This window comes from Ralstonia sp. 25mfcol4.1, from assembly GCF_900104095.1.
Lineage (GTDB): Bacteria > Pseudomonadota > Gammaproteobacteria > Burkholderiales > Burkholderiaceae > Cupriavidus.
The window spans coordinates 401,352-419,323 of the sequence record NZ_FNJO01000003.1 but is presented as its reverse complement, the minus strand read 5'-3'; the positions used below and the strand labels follow the sequence as shown (position 1 = coordinate 419,323).

Annotated in this window: 17 protein-coding genes; 8 read left to right on the top strand and 9 right to left on the bottom strand. The window is 64.6% G+C overall.

All coding sequences use genetic code 11. The annotated features are described in order from the left end of the window. Positions 1–147: 147 nt before the first annotated feature. The 3 genes from BLQ58_RS08010 to BLQ58_RS08000 all read right to left on the bottom strand — a co-directional run bounded on the left by BLQ58_RS08010 (position 148) and on the right by BLQ58_RS08000 (position 4,044). Positions 148–552, bottom strand: coding sequence for a GNAT family N-acetyltransferase (locus BLQ58_RS08010; RefSeq protein ID WP_092596130.1), 405 nt, complete (start codon positions 550–552; stop codon positions 148–150). 547 nt (positions 553–1,099) lie between these two features. After that, positions 1,100–3,775: an excinuclease ABC subunit UvrA gene (locus tag BLQ58_RS08005; protein WP_092596494.1), complete on the bottom strand. Its 2,676-nt coding sequence runs from the start codon at positions 3,773–3,775 to the stop codon at positions 1,100–1,102. Between the two features lie 47 nt (positions 3,776–3,822). Then, positions 3,823–4,044: a hypothetical protein gene (locus BLQ58_RS08000; RefSeq protein ID WP_092596117.1), complete on the bottom strand. Its 222-nt coding sequence runs from the start codon at positions 4,042–4,044 to the stop codon at positions 3,823–3,825. A gap of 245 nt (positions 4,045–4,289) precedes the next feature. On the opposite strand from BLQ58_RS08000, the gene BLQ58_RS07995 reads away from it, so the two are divergent. Continuing rightward, a complete protein-coding gene (locus BLQ58_RS07995) occupies positions 4,290–5,159 on the top strand; it encodes a DUF72 domain-containing protein (RefSeq protein ID WP_092596114.1) in 870 nt (289 codons plus the stop codon). A gap of 75 nt (positions 5,160–5,234) precedes the next feature. On the opposite strand, the gene BLQ58_RS07990 is transcribed toward BLQ58_RS07995, so the two are convergent. From BLQ58_RS07990 to BLQ58_RS07975, 5 genes are all read right to left on the bottom strand, one after another. Beyond that, entirely contained in the window at positions 5,235–5,483 is a 249-nt protein-coding gene (locus BLQ58_RS07990; protein ID WP_092596113.1) for a hypothetical protein, read from the bottom strand. A 14-nt stretch (positions 5,484–5,497) separates the two neighbouring features. Beyond that, positions 5,498–6,112 carry a DUF4142 domain-containing protein gene (locus BLQ58_RS07985; RefSeq protein WP_092596112.1) on the bottom strand — a complete coding sequence of 205 codons (615 nt, stop codon included), beginning with the start codon at positions 6,110–6,112 and terminating at the stop codon, positions 5,498–5,500. Between the two features lie 34 nt (positions 6,113–6,146). Continuing rightward, positions 6,147–6,332 (bottom strand): hypothetical protein, encoded by a 186-nt coding sequence (locus BLQ58_RS28730; protein ID WP_139186078.1) that lies wholly within the window; start codon positions 6,330–6,332, stop codon positions 6,147–6,149. A gap of 100 nt (positions 6,333–6,432) precedes the next feature. Beyond that, positions 6,433–6,897 carry a hemerythrin domain-containing protein gene (locus tag BLQ58_RS07980; protein WP_092596111.1) on the bottom strand — a complete coding sequence of 155 codons (465 nt, stop codon included), beginning with the start codon at positions 6,895–6,897 and terminating at the stop codon, positions 6,433–6,435. A 390-nt stretch (positions 6,898–7,287) separates the two neighbouring features. Continuing rightward, positions 7,288–8,604, bottom strand: a complete 1,317-nt coding sequence (locus tag BLQ58_RS07975; protein WP_092596110.1) for an Nramp family divalent metal transporter — start codon at positions 8,602–8,604, stop codon at positions 7,288–7,290. Between the two features lie 373 nt (positions 8,605–8,977). Here BLQ58_RS07975 and BLQ58_RS07970 point away from each other — a divergent pair, with 373 nt between their 5' ends. The 4 genes from BLQ58_RS07970 to BLQ58_RS07955 all read left to right on the top strand — a co-directional run bounded on the left by BLQ58_RS07970 (position 8,978) and on the right by BLQ58_RS07955 (position 12,132). Continuing rightward, positions 8,978–10,663: a RecQ family ATP-dependent DNA helicase gene (locus BLQ58_RS07970; RefSeq protein WP_092596101.1), complete on the top strand. Its 1,686-nt coding sequence runs from the start codon at positions 8,978–8,980 to the stop codon at positions 10,661–10,663. Positions 10,664–10,868: 205 nt separating this feature from the next. After that, positions 10,869–11,303: a BON domain-containing protein gene (locus BLQ58_RS07965; protein WP_175459860.1), complete on the top strand. Its 435-nt coding sequence runs from the start codon at positions 10,869–10,871 to the stop codon at positions 11,301–11,303. Between the two features lie 345 nt (positions 11,304–11,648). Beyond that, entirely contained in the window at positions 11,649–11,849 is a 201-nt protein-coding gene (locus BLQ58_RS07960; RefSeq protein ID WP_092596090.1) for a hypothetical protein, read from the top strand. Between the two features lies 1 nt (position 11,850). Continuing rightward, positions 11,851–12,132, top strand: a complete 282-nt coding sequence (locus tag BLQ58_RS07955) for a hypothetical protein (protein ID WP_092596086.1) — start codon at positions 11,851–11,853, stop codon at positions 12,130–12,132. A 43-nt stretch (positions 12,133–12,175) separates the two neighbouring features. Here BLQ58_RS07955 and BLQ58_RS07950 read toward each other — a convergent pair whose 3' ends face one another. Further along, positions 12,176–13,345, bottom strand: a complete 1,170-nt coding sequence (locus BLQ58_RS07950) for a zinc-dependent alcohol dehydrogenase (RefSeq protein WP_092596085.1) — start codon at positions 13,343–13,345, stop codon at positions 12,176–12,178. 188 nt (positions 13,346–13,533) lie between these two features. Here BLQ58_RS07950 and BLQ58_RS07945 point away from each other — a divergent pair, with 188 nt between their 5' ends. The 3 genes from BLQ58_RS07945 (at position 13,534) to BLQ58_RS07935 (ending at position 17,922) form a co-directional block, all read left to right on the top strand. Continuing rightward, positions 13,534–13,893, top strand: a complete 360-nt coding sequence (locus tag BLQ58_RS07945; protein WP_092596084.1) for a hypothetical protein — start codon at positions 13,534–13,536, stop codon at positions 13,891–13,893. Further along, positions 13,880–16,174: an FdhF/YdeP family oxidoreductase gene (locus BLQ58_RS07940; RefSeq protein ID WP_092596083.1), complete on the top strand. Its 2,295-nt coding sequence runs from the start codon at positions 13,880–13,882 to the stop codon at positions 16,172–16,174. The genes BLQ58_RS07945 and BLQ58_RS07940 overlap by 14 nt, the downstream gene beginning before the upstream one ends. A 302-nt stretch (positions 16,175–16,476) precedes the next feature. After that, entirely contained in the window at positions 16,477–17,922 is a 1,446-nt protein-coding gene (locus BLQ58_RS07935; protein ID WP_217635967.1) for a DUF1254 domain-containing protein, read from the top strand. The last annotated feature ends 50 nt before the right edge of the window (positions 17,923–17,972 follow it).

Genomic DNA, 17,972 nt, shown 5'->3' with positions numbered 1-17,972 from the left:
GCCGCAGTCTTCCTTCTGCTTTCCCCTGCGCCCATGCTTGCGTTTTGCGACGTGTCGGACGTCGATGGCAGCGACTGCAGGAGTTTCGTCGACATGCAAAATTGACGTATGAAAATTACTGCAGCCGTGCCGCCGGGGACTGGATGTTCAATCCAGCCGCCGGCACATGCAGAGCGTTCGCGCACCAAACCGTCTTTGGAATTCACGCGACAGTTCCAGTTTTCGGTGTACGGCATCCAGCGATGTCAGCGAAAAACCATGACGGGCAAAAAAGGTGGGATGGTCGACGGTGAGCAGTATGGCAGTGGTGCAATGATGGGTACGGGCGCGCATAAGCAAAGCCCCCACCAAAAGCGTTGCGATGCCTTGCTGTCGCAGTTCCGGCAGGACGAACACCGAACGCACGACAAAAGTCTCGTCGAGGCATTCGCCAAATGCCCACGCGACGATTTTCCCCTGCAGGCGGCCGACATGGTGGAGCCGTGTTTCATCCGCCGTGTCTGTCTGCGCCTCGATTTGCCAAGCGGCGCAGAATTCCGTCACGGCATTCATATCCGCAGCGTGGGCGGCTCCAAATCTGATTTCTCTCAACATCTCGGCTTCGCAAATGAGGCGTTACCCGCAGGGAAACTGAAACCACGTGAAAACCTGGGCTCTCTTCGGGAGCATATGCGCGTTCGACGTCGCTTTGTTAATGTAGCGTACGCTTACTTCGTGGCTGTATTATGGTTAACACAAATACGCGAAACGGCCGAGTTGGGTATCGCTGTGACTCCTTGCTATTTTGTGACCGGAAGCGCGCGTATCGCAGCGGTTTCTGGTTTTTGGTGAGTTATCTGCCGCGCAAAAACCCGTCTTTTTATCGGAAATACGTGAATAGATCGGCAGTCTGCAGGGCTTTTCCCGCGTATCCGGTGCGAAATCCCGGGAGATTCTTGTCAATAAAGTGGACATTAAGAACAGGGAAATACAAACGATTATCACTGCGCCCCTGATAATCGACGCTTCACGATAAACCCGCCGCTCTCCGCTCTCCGCTCTCCGCTCTCCGCTCTCCGCTCGCCGCTCGTCGCTCGTCGCTCTCCGCTCTCCGAACGCCTTAGCCCAGTTCGTTCGCCAGGTAGGCCGCGGTCACGCTGGCGGGGGAGGCGGCGACGGCATCCGGATGCCCGCTTGTCACGATGGCTCCGCCTTCGTCGCCGGCGCCCGGGCCGATGTCGATGACCCAATCGGCCTGGGCCACGACGCGCATGTCGTGTTCGACCACGACCACGGTGTTGCCGGCGTCCACCAGCGCCTGCAACTGTACGAGCAGGCGGTCCACATCGGCGGGATGCAGGCCATTGGTGGGCTCGTCGAGCACGTACAGCGTGTCGCCGCGCTGCGCGCGCTGCAGCTCGGTGGCCAGCTTGATACGCTGCGCCTCGCCGCCCGACAGTTCTGTGGCCGGCTGTCCGAGCCGGAGGTAACCGAGCCCGATGTCGCGCAACGCCGCAAGCGCGCGCATCGCGGGCGCCTCTCCGGCGAAAAATTCGCAGGCAGCGTCGACGGTCAGATCCAAGACTTCGGCGATGTTCCGGCCCTGCCAGGTGATTTCCAGCGTCTGTGGGCGGTAGCGCGTGCCGTGGCACGCCGAGCACGGCGCGTAGACGCTTGGCAGGAAGAGCAGCTCCACGCTGACAAAGCCCTCGCCTTCACACGTCGGACAGCGGCCCTGGGCCACGTTGAACGAGAAGCGGCCGGCCGTGTAGCGCCGCTTGCGCGCGGCGGGCGTCGCGGCGAACAGCTTGCGCACGTGGTCGAACAGTCCGGTGTACGTGGCGAGGTTCGAGCGAGGCGTGCGCCCGATGGGCTTCTGGTCCACACGCACCAGCCGGCGCACCGCCTCCATGCCGCCAGCGATGCGGCCCTCGGTCGGTGTGTCGGTGACGGCGAACAGCGGGTCGCGCTCGTCGTCGGCGTCGCCGTCGTCGGTACGTCCCAGATGCCGGTTCACGAGTTCGGGCAGCGCCTGACTGATCAGGCTCGACTTGCCGGAACCCGACACGCCGGTCACCGCCGTGAAGCAGCCCAGCGGGATTTCCGCATCCACGCGGCGCAGGTTGTTGCGCGAGACATGAGCCAGCTTGAGCCACCCGGCCGGTTCGCGCGGCACACGATGCTGCCGCGGCGGAGCGTCGAACAGGTAGGCCGCGGTGCGCGACGCCGTGATCCCCGCCAGGCCGTCGGGCGGCCCGCTGTAGAGCACGCGCCCGCCATGTTCCCCGGCGGCAGGGCCGACATCGACGATCCAGTCTGCCTGGCGCATGGTCTGCGTATCGTGCTCGACGACAAACAGCGAGTTGCCGGCGGCCTTCAGGCGACGCAATGCCACGAGCAGCGCCTCGCCATCGGCGGGATGCAGCCCGGCCGACGGTTCATCGAGGACGTAAACCACGCCGAACAGTTGCGACGAGATCTGCGTAGCCAGTCGTAGCCGCTGCAGTTCGCCTGATGACAGCGTTGGCGTGCTGCGATCGAGCGACAGATAGCCCAGGCCCAGATCGATCAGCGTGGATAACCGTTCCATCAGTTCCTCGGCAATGCGTTGCGAGGCCAGTCGCTTCTCGTCGGACAGGTTTGGCGTGCGCCGCACATCGGGGGCCGCCTTGTGCGCCGACCCGCCCGCCGCCACGCGCCGCGCCGTGTCCGCGCGCGCTGCCTTGCGGCTGAGTACGGCGACGGCGCCAGCCGGGCCGGGCGGATCGCCGTGCGCGATCGGACGCATGATCTCGGCCACGCGGGCGAGCGGCAGGTGCGTGAATTCGCCGATGTCCAGCCCGGCGAACGTCACCGACAGCGCGGCCTTCTTCAGCCGCTTGCCGTGGCATGCCGGGCAATCGCGCCCGATCATGTATTGCGCCACGCGCTTCTTCATCAACGCACTCTGCGTGGTGGCGAAGGTCTGCAGCACATAGCGCCGCGCGCCGGTGAACGTACCCTGATAGCTTGGCTCCAGCTTGCGCTTGAGTGCCGCGCGCACTTCGCTCGGCGTGAAGCCGGCATAGACCGGCACGGTGGGCTGGTCCTCGGTAAAGAGGATCCAGTCGCGGTCCTTCTTCGGCAGGTCGCGCCAGGGCGTGTCGACGTCGTAGCCGAGCGTGACGAGGATGTCGCGCAGGTTCTGCCCATGCCAGGCCGGTGGCCAGGCGGCCACGGCACGTTCGCGGATGGTCAGGGAATCGTCGGGCACCATCGACCGCTCGGTGACATCGTAGATGCGTCCGAGCCCATGGCACGTCGGGCAGGCGCCCTCCACGGTGTTCGGCGAAAAGTCCTCGGCATAGAGCATCGGCTGGCGCGCTGGATAGGTGCCGGCGCGCGAGTAAAGCATCCGTACCAGGCTCGACAGCGTGGTGACGCTGCCCACGGTAGATCGTGCGTTCGGCGTGCCGCGCTGCTGCTGCAGCGCCACGGCGGGCGGCAGGCCCTCGATGCTGTCGACCTCGGGCACGCCCACCTGGTCGATCAGCCGCCTCGCATATGGCGCGACGGATTCGAAATAGCGCCGCTGCGCCTCGGCGTAGAGCGTGCCGAACGCGAGCGACGACTTGCCGGAACCGGACACCCCGGTGAACACCACCAGCGCGTTGCGCGGGATGTCGACATCCACATTCTTGAGGTTGTGCTCGCGCGCACCGCGCACGCGGACGAAGTTGTCCACCTCGACTGACGCGGGCGCCGTCGCCCGGTCATCGATGCCGGAATGCCGGACTGTCCGGAGATCGTCGGTCATCCGCACCTTCGCTTGCATAAATTGCCGCTCGAACCCTGTACATCCGGCTACTTGCGACGGCGTTGGCTTGTGCGCTTGCGCGCGGGTTTGGGCGGCGTCAGCGCGGCAAGCCACGCGTCGGTTGCCGCCTTCGTGACGGCCGCGGCCGCCGTGGCCGTCTGGCGCCCGCCCTCGGACAGTGCGTGTCCCCGCGCCGCCCCAATCACGCCGTTGGCGCCGCTGAGCCACAGGCTCAGCCACGGATTCTTCTTGAGCCAAGGGTTTTTCATCGCAGGTTCCTTTTGAACGATGTCGAACTGCTATCGAAAAAGGGCAGCAGGAAGCATGCCACGGACGGACGGTACGGTGGGGAGAGTGGAGTTCGCCGCACTGTCCAATACGGGCACCGGCGGCATGACCTGTCGGGGGACACGACCCGGGAATGAAGATTGCGAACAGACAAGCTGTCCAAGCTAAGACGGCGCCACATGATCGCTTTCAAGGGCAGTTCGAATACCAGTCAATCGAGGGCCCAATGACAGTCCGCATCGGCATATCGGGTTGGCGCTATGCGGGGTGGCGGGGCGTGTTCTACCCGCCCAAGCTTCCCCAGCGCCTTGAGCTGGAGCATGCGTCTCGCCGGGTGGATACCATCGAAATCAACGGTTCCCATTATTCGCTGCAGTCGATCGAGAGCTGGCAGGCCTGGCACGATGCGGTGCCCGACGATTTTGTGTTCGCGGTAAAGGGCCCGCGATATTTGACGCACCTGCTGCGCTTCCGCGATGAGAAAGCCGTGCCGGCCATGGCGAATTTCTATGCGTCCGGGGTGCTGGCGCTGCGTCGCAAGCTGGGACCCTTCCTTTGGCAGTTTCCGCCCAACTTCCGGTTCGATGCCGAGCGGTTCGACCGATTCCTGTCGCTCTTGCCCAAAAGTTCGCGCGAAGCGCGGGCGCTGGCGGACCAGCACGATACCCGCGTCAAGTCGCCGTGGTATGGCACCAAGGGAAACAGTCGCCTTCGACACGCGGTGGAGGTGCGCCACGACAGCTTCTGTACCGCGGAGTTTCCCGCGCTGCTGCGCGAGCACCGGGTGGCATTGGTGGTGTCGCACGCCATTGCGGACTGGCCCTACGCGGAAGACGTGACCAGCGATTTCATCTACATGCGCCTGCACGGCGCCGATGCGCTCTACAGCGGCGCCTATCCCGATGCATCGCTGGACCGCTGGGCGGCACGCATTTACGCCTGGGCACATGGGCGGGAGCCTGCCGACGCGGTCCGCATCGCACCACAGCCGCCGCGACGGGCCACCCGACGCGATGTGTACTGCTATTTCGACAACGACAAGAAGGTCAACGCGCCTTTCGACGCCCAGCGGCTGCGCGAGCGCGTCATCCCCTGATCGATCGGCGCCGAGGAACCACAAGACGTTGCCGGCATGTGGTCCTGAGCCAAAAAGCAAACCGTTTGCTGCCACTCATGCATCGTCCGTCCGGACGTTCGCCGCCGACGCGTCCACGCGCTTGCGTCCGTCGTCGATGCATTGTTCGGTGGCCATGGCGGAGTTCTCGAAGTAAATGCCTTCGGGCGAGTCGAATTCCTCTGTCGTCGACTCGCCGGATCGTTCGATCTCGCCGTGATAGCGATACTGGAAGCCAGTCTTTCCGCCACCGACTTCCACGGCATAAGCAGTAATGGCCGCGTCGCGATAGATGATCGTCTTCATCGCTTGTACGGCGGTTAGTCGTCGCCGACTTTCTTCTTCAGATCGCGGGCCATCTGCAGATGGCCTTCCAGGTCGGGCAGATGCCTGGCGGCAAACGCCTTGACGTCGGCGTCTTTCGCGGTGTTTGACGCCTCGCGGAATGTCTTCACGGCGCTTTCGTGCGCGGCTACGCCGATGCGGCTAGCGTACATCTTGTCGAATTTGGCGCCGCTCAGCGCGCTCAGGGCCTTGATCTCGCTCTTTTGAGCTGGGGAAGCGTCCTTCGGCGTCGTGACGCCTTTTCTGGCGGCCAGGGCATCCAGTTCAGACCCCACCTTGCCATGGTCCTGGATCATCCTCTCGGCGAACGATTTGACATCCGCGTTCTGACTTTTTTGCTGAGCGAGCTTGCTGGCCTCGATTTCCGCGTGGCCCGCGTGCGCGGCATCTTCCATGAATTTGCTGTCGCTGTGGGCCGGCCGCGATGTCCCGGCCGAAACGCCCCCTGTAGTGCTTTTCGTGTTGTCGGGCGTGACATTGCCGGTGGTGCCCGAGGCCGGCGACAGGCTGGAACCTTGCGCCACGGCCGCCGACGACCAAACCAATACGCTGGCAATGGCGACCAGCGGACGCCAGAAGTGACTTTGCATGAGAGCCTCCGTTTCAGTGTCCCCGGGCCAGGATTTACTTTGGACCGTGGCGTTGTTTGGCGCCGCCACCCGCGCCGTGCGTCTTGCCGGCCTTCACATGGCTCGCGGCATGGTGGCCGCTAGCCGGCTTCCTGCTCGGTGTCGTCGCGGCCTTGCCCGACTTGTCCTCGGCCCGGACGTCCTGCTCCGAGCGGTTTGATGGTGACGCGGTCTTGGTCATGATCGAATACTCCTTTTGCTACAGGGGTCGCTCCGAAGTACGGGCGGGCCGCCCACCGACGTGACGATGCTCGGCGGCGCGGGCGGCCGGTCGGCGCTACTCAAGCCGGCTGGCCCGTGAGTTCGGCCTTGCGCGCTTCGAGTTTTTGCGCCACATCCTGGAGATCGACCTTGGCACGGATCACGGCCTGGAAGAGTTCGTTCTCTTCTTCCGCGACGTGGTGGCCCACGTACTCCGTCAATACGGTGTAGTGCGCCTCCAGCATCTCGCTGTTGCCGGCCTCGATCTTGGCAATCAGGTCCTTCGCCACGGCGTGTTCGACCTTGGCCTCGTCGAGCATGTCGTCGATCTTGTCGCTGGCGCCGCGCAGGGCAGGGTAGAAGATTTCTTCCTCGATCTGCGCATGGACTGTCAATTGCTGGCAGGTCTCGGCCGCGATCGACTGCTTCTCGGCGTCGTCCTTGGCGTCCTGAAATGCCTTGAAGAGCTTCTTGACGCTGCGGTGATCGTCCACCAGCAGGGAGAGCGCGGCGCGCTGTTCGGCGGGTACTTTGGATTTGTCCATGATGTCTCGTGCTGTGGGGTGATTGGAGGGCGGCCGAACCGCCGGCCGTCCCGCGAGGCTCCTGCAAGACGCATTCCAGCCGCCGCAACGCCGCCAGATGGCAGATGGGCGCTGCCATAGGGACCCGCGCTCCGCTGGAATTTGTCGGCCGCGCCGCCATAAACGCCACGAATTGAAAGAATGCCAGTCGGTCGCCGCGCCGGGAGATGTCGCGTAACGCGTTGAGCGGGGCGCTTCGTCGATGCATCGCTGGCGCAGTGGCATCCGATGGTGCAGTGCAAAAAATCAGACGGTCACCGACACGGAAAGCGGCGCCGGGGCGCTAAGGTGCCGCCATGCAGTCGTGAAGCTTGGGCCCGGTCCATCTCCAGTGGCGGGCTTCTTTTTTTGTCAGCCCAAGAGGGCTGTCACGCCAAGAATGATCACCGTCAGCCACATGACGCCCGTGGCGCACCACGCCAGGCGATGTACCCACAGCGAGGGCGCAAACGGACCCACTACGCGGGGGTCGCGGGACATCAACTGCAGCATGATCATCGCGGGAGCGGCGGCGATACCGTTGAGGACGGCGCTCCATACCAGCATCCTGGCCGGCTCGATCGGCGCGAAGCAGAGCGTTGCGCCGATGAACATCGAAACCGCGATCACCGCATAGAAGTGCCTGGCCGACAGCGGCTTTTCTTCGAGGCTGCGCCGCCAGCGCATCGCCTCGGCCGCGGCGTAGCCGACGGACCCGGCCAGCACCGGCACGGCAAGAAGCCCCGTGCCGACGATGCCAAGTGCGAAGAGGAGTACGGCCCATTTGCCTGCAACGGGCTCCAGCGCCTTGGCGGCGTCGACGGATGAAGCGATATCGAGCACACCGTGCGCGTGCAGGGCGTAGGAGGCGGTCAGCATGATGCAGAGCGCAATCACCGCCGAGACGACCATGCCGGTAATCGTGTCGACGTTGATGCGGCGAAGCTCCTGCTTCGCCTGCTCCGGAGCATCGCGTAAAGGAAGGGCCGTGCGGTCCGCTTCGAGTTCCTCGACCTCCGATGCCGCCTGCCAGACAAAGAGGTAGGGACTGATGGTGGTGCCGAAGACCGCGACCAGCACCAGCAGGTACTCGCGTGAGAGATGGACGTGCGGCAGGACGAGGGACACCGCCGCGTCGCGCCAGTCCACCTTGAGCATGAACATCGCGATAACGTAGACGAGCAGGGACAGGCTTAGCCAACGTAGATAACTGGCGTAACGTCGATAAGGGATAAAGAGCTGGAGGAGGAGGGAGGCGCCGGAAAGGACCAGCGTGTAGATCCAGCGAGGTCCGCCAGCGACAAGCGCCAGCGCGTCTCCCATCGCAGCCAGATCGGCACCGATGTTCAACGTGTTTGCCAGGACCAGCAGCACCACGAACCCGTAAGCCAGCTTCTGCGACTTGTGCCGGCGGACGTTCGCAACGATGCCGCTGCCCGAGATCCTCCCTAGCCGTGCACAGACAAGCTGGATCGCAATCATCAGCGGCAACGACAACAGCAGGCTCCACAGCAATCCGTTGCCGAACTGGGCGCCGGCTTGCGCATAGGTGACGATGCCGCTGGGGTCGTCATCGGCCGCGCCGGTCACAAGACCGGGCCCCATCAACTTGTACCACGGGTCGCCACCGCCGGCTTCCGGATCGTCGGCGGCTGAATGACGGCCATCTTCGGGCGTGTGCGCTTGCATGGTGTGTCTCCCTGTACGGTCGGCCTGTGGTGCCAGGTTCGAGGCGACATGCACGCAAAGCCTGGACCGTTCCAGACCAAGGGATACGTGGTTGCGTGGTATGCCGATGTCGGACGGGCGCTGAAGCGGATGCCGGACTGCGGCGCTATGGATTCTCGCGGGCGGACTGCTCGGTGGCGCATGGAAGCATCGAGACGCCGGGCGCGCCAGTCGTGCGTGGTACGCAATTTGCAGCGGTGCGGCATCGGGCGCGTCCAGCGGTGAAGTCCCCATGCGCTGCGCCCCGCTTCAAGAGGTAATGCGGAGACTTCATGGAAATCCGTACCGAATCGCCCCAGCCCTGTGCCGCCGTATTTTCCGTCCTCGCCCAGAAATGTCCCCTAGGCTCTCGCCCGCTTTGATGCGGGTGCTACGCCACCGTTTTGGTGTCACACACTTGCGCCCTGGCCAGGCAGAAGTACTGGCCAGCGTGCTGCAGGGGCGCGACACCGTCGCCGTCATGCCGACCGGCAGCGGCAAGTCGCTGTGCTTTCAGCTGCCGGCGCTGATGCGCGACGGGCTGACCGTGGTGGTGTCGCCACTGATTGCGCTGATGCAGGATCAGGCGACGAAGCTCGGCGCGCTCGATCTGGCGCCTGCCGTCCTCAATAGCGCGGTAGGCGACGCGGCGCTCGAAGATCTCGCCCAGCGCCACGAGCGCATCCTGTTGACGACGCCGGAGCAACTGGAAAATCCGGAAGTACTGGATGTCCTGCGCCGCAATCGGATAGCCCTCTTTGTCGTGGACGAAGCGCACTGCATTTCCCAATGGGGCCATGACTTCCGGCCCGCCTACCTGGGGTTGCGAGACGCCGCTTCCGCGTTGTCTCGTCCGCCGGTGCTGGCGCTGACCGCCACAGCCACGGAAGCGGTCATTGACGACATAGCCCGGGAACTCGGCATGCGTGATCCGCGCGTCGTGCGCGCACCCCTGTTCCGGCCGAACCTGGCCTACGCGGTCGAGCACGTGTCCGGGGACGCCGCCCGGTTTGACGCCGTCAGGCGCCTCGTTTCCGCGCAAACGGGCGCGGGCATCGTCTATACGGCGACGGTCGCCGTGGCCGAAAGGTTGCACGGCGCCTTGCAGGAGAGCGGGAGTCGCGTGGCGCTCTATCACGGGCGCCTGGCGGCGACCCAAAGGCGTGACGCGCAGGACGCTTTCATGTCCGGCGAAACGGACGTGATGGTCGCCACCAACGCGTTCGGCATGGGCATCGACAAACCCGACGTGCGGTTCATCGTGCACGCCCAGTCGCCGGGCAGCCTCGATGCTTACTATCAGGAATCCGGCAGGGCGGGGCGAGATGGCGATCTTGCGCGCTGCACGCTGGTATTCGATGAAAAGGACAAGCGGATTCACCAGTTCTTCCTGGCTGGCCGATATCCGTCCGCAGCGGATCTGCGCCGGATGGCGGCGATGGTCCGCGAGACGCCGATGGACATGCCGTCGCTGCGTGCGGCACTGAACGATATCGGCGTACGGCGCCTGCAGGCGGGCATGCGGATGCTGCGCGAATTTGGCATCGTGCAGCGCGATGGCCGTGGCCGGTTTTCACTGCGCGACCGCGATGAGGCCGGTGTCGAGCAGATCGCCGATTGCTACGCGGCCCGCAGTCGGGAGGACCGCGAAACCCTGCAGGCCATGCTCGATTACGCGCGGAGCGGCGGTTGCCGATGGGCGACGTTGCTTGCGTACTACGGGGAAACGGATGGCCCGGAACGCTGCGGCATTTGCGATAGCTGCCGGCGCATGGCCGAGGTGGCCTTGCATCCCGCCAGCGACTCCGCGCGTCCACCGGCAGCGTCGCCGGCGTTGCCTTTCGCAAAGGGAGACGCCGTCCGGGCACGCCGGTTCGGTGAGGGCGTGGTCGTCGACATCTCGGAAGAATGGGTCGACGTTCGGTTTCCGGACGACAGCGTACGGCGCTTCCTGCCGCGATTCTTGCGGCGCAAACGCGAGCGCGCGGCATCGCGTTCCCGCAGCATGCCCGTGCAAGGTGTTCCGGAACCAGGCGGATAGCTGAGTCCGGGACACAGGCAGACGGCCGGCCGGTCGCGCTGTGTGGATTTCAGGACACTTGCCGCGCCTCGTGAGCGCGGAATCGGCGTTGATCAGCCAGTCACGCTTCTTGCGTCGCTCAGAGGTTTCGGCGCGATTTGGGCGCAGTGTCAGGCTGGACCCGATGCTCAAGCGCCGGAGGAACTTGCCACAGGAGATAGTCACCATGAATGAATATCAACAGCACACCAGGACGGCTCCAAAGGGCTACACGCGACCGGACGAGAGCATTCGCGAGGAGCTTTGCCGGAAGCTGGCGTACAGCGATGCCGTGGATGTGCGCGAGGTCGAGGTCAGGGTAGATGGGGGCGTCGTGGAACTGACCGGATCGGTCCAGGACCGGCGCCAGAAGCGGTGGATCGAGGAATTGGCCGCCCAGGTGTCCGGCGTGCGGGATGTATTGAACCGGATACGGACAGCGCAACGCAGTGCCGGCGGAAGGGCGGACGGGCATATCAGCGGCATCAGCCATGCCAGCCCAGCCACCGGCTCTTCGGCCAGCAGTTATGGCGGCGGCGTCGAGCGGGGGAATGCGGATGAATTTCCGAAGGGGCGTGATACGTATGGAGGTACGACCAACCCCATGAAATCCGTGACATGAACCCAGGCAGTGGCGCACCCCGCGGCCGCGCGAATCTACAACGTCTCCCGTCGCGAGTTGCAAGGTCCGTCGCGGCCGCGCCGCCCATGCCGCACATCGGACCTGTGTCGCAGCAGCGCTGTCGGGGGTGAGCGGCCGGGTACGGTCCATGCGAGATGGAACCCGACGGCGCCTCCGGGTGCCGTCCTTATCGTCTCCTCTCCTTTCGCCCGCGTTCGCGCGGGCTTTTTGTTGCCCATCCCGCGCGACTGTCCGGAATGCTTGCCTTCCCTAATGCCCCGGCGCCCTGGCGATGGCGTAATTTCAAAATGAAAAGGAGCGAATTGCCAACGTTCCGGACACATCATGAAAAACTTCAAAAGCGCCTTGCTCATCCACCGATACATTGGCGAACTGGAAGGCCAGATATCGGCGCAGGAGCGCCGCATCCTGGCGCGCCAGCAGGCCGGATTGCCCGATCCCGAGGCCGAGCGTCAGCTCACCACGCTGCGCGGTTCGTTGGAGGCGCTGCGCTTGCGCGCGCGGAGTATTCCAGGAGGACGTTGAAATGTTCGCCGATCGTCCGCGGTTTTTCAGCGATGTGGTGCTCGACGTGACGCTATATCGGGGGGCGCGCCGCGCGCTGCTGGTGCGCGCCGGACTCGAACTGGAAAACCTGCCCGCGCATGTCCTGAAGTGGCTGGGCGAGATCCAGTCCACGGAGAAAACGGAGTTCTCCGAAACCACCTTGATGGTTGGCATCTCGGCGCCGGCGGTCATGTACGACCTGCTCATCCACGGCTTCTACCTGATGGAGGAAGCCGCGATCGATCCGGCGCGCAAGCCGTAGCCGCCCCGCTCGCGCATTCCATCCGCGCGGCGGCCGTGGACCGCTACATGGTCATGACGACCTTTACGCACCCGTCCTGCTTGTCGCGGAACGTCTTGTACATGTCGGGGCCGTTTTCCAGCGCCACGCGGTGCGTGATGATGAATCTAGGGTCGATCTGACCATCGAGGATGCGCTGGAGCAGGTCGTCGGTCCAGCGATTCACATGGGTCTGTCCCGTGCGGATCGTGAGCCCCTTGTTCATGAGGGCGCCCATGGGGATTTTGTCGACCAGGCCGCCATAAACGCCAGGAATTGAAAGAATGCCAGCCGGCCGGCACACGTATATCATTTCGCGCAGCACATGCGGCCGATCGGATTCCAGCATGACCGCCTGCTTGATGCGGTCGTAGACGGAATCGAGCGACGCCGTGGCGTGGGCTTCCAGGCCGACCGCGTCGATGCACTTGTCCGGCCCCTTGCCGTTGGTCAGTTCATTGAGCGCCTCCACAACGTTGACCGCATCGAAATTCAGCGGCGAGGCGCCGAGCTGCTGGGCCATGGCGAGGCGCTCCACGACGTTGTCGATGGCGAGAATCCGTTGGGCGCCCATGATCTTTGCGCTCAGGATCGCGAACTGGCCCACCGGGCCGGCGCCCCACACGGCAACGACGTCGTCAGGCTGGATGTCGCACGCGGCCGCCGCCTGCCAGCCGGTGGGCAGGATGTCCCCGAGGAACAGCACCGATTCGTCGCTGATGCCCTCGGGTATCTTGACCGGGGCAACGTCGGCATACGGCACGCGGACGAATTCGGCCTGCCCGCCCGCATAGCCGCCTGTCAGGTGGGTGTAGCCGAACAGGCCGGCCGTGGTGTGGCCGAAGACCTTGTCGGCCGTGGCCTTGTTGCGGTTGGTTCGTTCGCAGACCGAGAAATTGCCCCGGCGGCACTGATCGCATTCGCCGCAGATGATGGTGAAGGGAACCACCACGCGGTCTCCCACTTTCAGGCGCCGGTTCTCCGCGCCGACCTCGACGACCTCGCCCATGAACTCGTGGCCCATGATGTCGCCCTTTTCCATGCCGGGCACGAAGCCGTCGAACAGGTGAAGGTCCGAGCCGCAAATGGCGCAACTGCTGACCTTGATGATGGCGTCGCGCGGATGCTCGATGCTCGGGTCGGGGACGGTGTCACAGCGGATGTCGTGCTTTCCATGCCAGCAAAGGGCTTTCATGTTTCGCTCCAGGCAATGTGGGATCGGCAGGGACAGCCCTCGTGGCCGGCCCCGGATGAGGTCGCGGCATGCATCGAATGTGCCCGGCGAGTCTGGCGAGCCCCGCCAGTACGCGAGAGGCAAAGGGAGGTCCGCGGGCACGCTATTTGCACTGTCCGGGGGATCATTCGCCGAATCACGGAGATGTCATGCCAACCATAGTTGCCGGATTTGCCGAGAGCGCCGCGGCCGGGGCTGCGTGCCAGGCGCTTGTCGAGACGTACCCGGAGTTCAAGGTTGCCTTGCGGCTGGCTGCCGAGAGTGAAAAGGAAGCGGGTGGCGAGGGCTTTCTGGCGGAGCTCCGGAGCCTGATGGTGGAAATCGTCGGGGTGCAGAGCGCCGACGGTGCCGAGCAGCCGGACGGATGCGCGGCACGATTGATCGTGTCCGATGTGCCGGTCACGCAACTGGACGGCGCAAAGGCGCTGCTGTCCAGGCACAGCGCCGTCTTTATCGGCGAACTCGCCGACGGGGGGCCACGCGAAGGAGCGCCCCATGAAACACGGTAAGACAGAAGCCAATCCCACCGGATCCGCCGGCGGGTGGGGATCGCTCAAGGCCGTGGCAAGGATCCTCGTGCACGAGCATGTGCCGGTCCGGGCGAGCCAGGCGCTGGCGCACCAGAACAAGCCGGACGGCTTCATGTGCGTCAGCTGTTCCTGGGCGAAGCCGAGGGATCCACACGCCTTCGAGTTTTGCGAAAACGGTGCCAAGGCGACTGCGTGGGATTTGACTGCCCGCAGCATCGCGGCCGATTTTTTCGAGCGTCACACCGTCGCGGAACTGGAACAATGGCATGACCACGACCTGGAGGATGCCGGCCGCGTAACCGTGCCGCTGCGCTGGGACGCGAGCACCGACAAATACGTCCAGGTAACGTGGGCGCAGGCGTTCGATGAAATCGGGCGGGAACTTCGCGCGATGGATCCGAAGTCCGTGGTGTTCTATACCTCCGGGCGGGCATCGCTGGAGACTGCGTACATGTACCAGCTGTTTGCGCGCATGTATGGCACCAACAATATGCCGGACAGTTCGAACATGTGCCATGAAAGCACGTCGGTCGGGCTGAAGGCGTCCATCGGCGTTGGCGTGGGCACCATCACGCTGGATGACTTCGAAAAAACCGACCTGATGTTCTTTTTCGGGCAGAACGTCGGGACGAACAGCCCCCGCATGCTCCACCCGTTGCAGGACGCGCGCAAGCGGGGCGTCCCGATCATCACCTTCAATCCGATTCGCGAGCCGGGCCTCGTGAGCTTCGTCAACCCGCAATCCCCAGCCGAGATGCTGACGCCGGGCGCCACGCAGATCAGCACGCAGTACCACCAGGTGAAGGCCGGCGGAGACACGGCCGCCATCATGGGCATCTGCAAGGCCCTCCTGGAAGCCGATGCCGACGCCATCCTGAATGGCGGCACCGGCCTGCTGGACCGCGACTTCATTGCGCAGCACACGACAGGATTCGACGCGTTCAGCGACTGCGTGCAGGCGACGGCGTGGGAAGACATTACGCGCGTGAGCGGTCTGACCCGCGCAGCCCTCACCGAGGCGGCAGTGGCGTATGGCAATGCCAAGGCTGTCATCGCGCATTTCGGGATGGGGCTGACGCAGCATCGGCATGGCGTACAGAACGTGCGCATGGTCGCGAACCTGCTGATGCTGCGCGGGAACCTGGGCAAGCCGGGCGCCGGTGCGTCGCCGATCCGGGGGCACTCGAACGTGCAGGGACAGCGTACCGTCGGCATCACCGAGAAGCCCGAACTGGCCCCGCTCGACAAACTTGCATCGCAGTACGGCTTCGAGCCGCCGCGCGAGAAGGGTCTGGATACCGTTGGCGCGTGCCGGGGCATCATCGATGGCAGCGTTCAGGCCGTGGTGCAGCTGGGCGGCAATCTGGTGCGGTCGGTGCCCGACCGCTACGTGGTCGAGCCTGCCTGGCGCAAGCTGCGCCTGACGGTGGGCATCACCACGAAGCTGAATCGGAGCCACCTCGTCCATGGGGCGATTTCCTATGTACTGCCATGCCTGAGCCGTATCGAGATCGACCAGCGTGCCCAGGGCGCCCAGTCGGTATCGATGGAGGACAGCACGGGATGTTTCCACGGCTCGCGGGGTGTGGCCGAGCCGGCCGGCCCGGAGCTGCTGTCCGAGCCGCAGATCGTCGCGGGCATCGCCAGGTCGGTGCTCGGGTCGGCCAGTCGTGTCGACTGGAGTGCGTGGGCGAATGATTACGCGCTGGTCCGGGACGCCATCGAGCAGACTTATCCGGACATCTTCCGCGGGCTCAACGAACGCATGTGGGAGCCCGGCGGCTTTCATCGGCCGATGCCCGTGGCCCAGCGGCAATGGAAGACGAAAAGCGGCAAGGCCGAGTTCTTTACGCCTGAGTCCCTGATCGAAGACCCGGACGCTCCCGAGACGGGCGCAGACACACTGCGGCTGTTCACGCTGCGCAGCGACAACCAGTTCAATACCACGATCTATTCGCTCGATGACCGGTTCCGGGGCATCAAGGGCACGCGAATGGTGGTGCTGATGAACGAGGGCGACATGGAGCGCCTTGGGCTGTCGGCGGGGCAGTCCGTCAGCCTGGAAGCCGTGACGACGGACGGCGTGGCCCGGCGCGTGGACGGCTTCGAACTGGTGCCTTTCGATATCCCTGCCGGATGCGTGGCGGGCTATTTCCCCGAGTGCAATCCGCTCCTGCCGCTTTGGCATCATGCCGAGGAAAGCCACGTCCCGGCGGCCAAGTCCATTCCGGTGCGGATTCGCCGTGTGACGGCCGACTGACGGCCGACTGACGGCCGCCATCCCGCCATGGACCCCCGGCCTGGCCCATCACGCGGGTCGGGCCAGCGATTTTGAATGATCCGGCGGGATCTCGGTGGCGACTGCAAATGAAATGCTGATCCGGCACGCGCTGTCCTATGCGCGACGGATGGGTCCTGTCCATTTCTCTTAAATCCGTCGATCAAAACATTCAACATGGGGCCGTCATGGGGCGGGCGCGTCTTGCGATATGCTCGTCCGGCGATTGTCATGCCCGCAATGATCCACATGGCGGGTATGCAGAATTCAACGGAGAATTTCGCATGGCACGTTCCAGGATGATGCTGTTCACGCTGCTGGTAGCGGCATCGACCGCCAGCTTGGCCCAAGGCGCCGGGGGGTATGTATTCGAGCGCGGCTATCCGACTGCGCAGACCACACAGGCCGCGCGCAACGATGCGGACTTCCAGCGCGCCATGACGGCGTATCGGTTCTGGTATCCGACCGTCTCGGTGGAAGGCATCTTCAACGGCAACCGCGAGCTGGGGATCAAGGATGGAGAGTCGTGGGGCATGGCGGCGGCAGGCCCGCGGCAGGTTGGCTTCACCCTGAACTCCGATACGCCCTATGCTTCGGCCGTGATCGATCTGAGCCAGGGGCCGGTCGTCATCGACCTTCCGCCCGGCCCCTATATCGGCCTGGTCGACGATCACAACCAGGGTTGGGTGCAGGACCTGGGTATTCCGGGGCCGGATGCCGGCAAGGGCGGCAAGCACCTGGTGGTGCCGGCCGGCTACAAGGGAAAGATTCCCAAGGGCTACCACGTTGGCACGTCACCGTCAGTCAAGAACCTGTTCGCCGTGCGCGCGCTGCCGGTCGGCGGAGACCTGCCACGCGCGCTCAACGCCTTGCGCGCGATCAAGATCTATCCGCTGTCGTCGGCGGCGAGTCCGGTGCCGCTGAAGCTGGTCGATACCACCGAACAGCGCATGGACAGCTCGTCGCTGCGCTGGGAAGGCAATCTCCAGTTCTGGCAGGTGTTGCAGAAGATCATCGACGAGGAACGGATCGTGCCGCAATTCCTGCCCATGTACGGCTTGCTGGCCGAACTGGGGATCGAGAAAGGCAAGCCGTTCAATCCCGATGCGCGCATGAAGGACATCCTGGAGCGCGCGGCCAGGGCCGGGCGCGACCAGATGCTGGTGTCGGCCTTCGACAGCGCCCGTCCTGACCGGGTGAACTGGCCTGACCGGAAATGGGAGTGGGTGGGCCTGACGCCCGGCAGCGCGCAGTTCGAGACGCCGGCAGGCATGGATCTGGAATCGCGCGACCGCTGGTTTGCGCAGGCCATCGTCACGTCACCCGCCATGTTCCGGCGCAGCGCCGGCGCCGGTTCGCTGTACTGGATGGCCGTGCGCGACGGCACCGGGGCATTCCTCGAAGGCGGCAAGCACTACAAGCTGACCTTGCCCCAGCCGGTGCCGGGCAAGCTGTTCTGGTCGGTCACGATCTACGACGCCGAAACCCGCTCGCAGGTGCAGACCGACCAGGACAAGGCAGCCCTGCGCTCGCTGTTCGAACTCAAGGGCGTGCCGACCAATGCCCCGCTGGATCTCTACGTTGGCCCGACGGCGCCGGCAGGCAAGGAAAATCGCTGGATCAAGACCACCCCGGGCAAGGGATGGTTTGCCTACATCCGCATCTATGGCCCGGAGCCGGCGGCATTCGACAAGAGCTGGAAACCGGGCGATTTCGAACCGGTAAAGTGAGACGGTCGCCGCCGCAGACCAAGAGGAACGGCCGGTGGGCGGCGACGCCG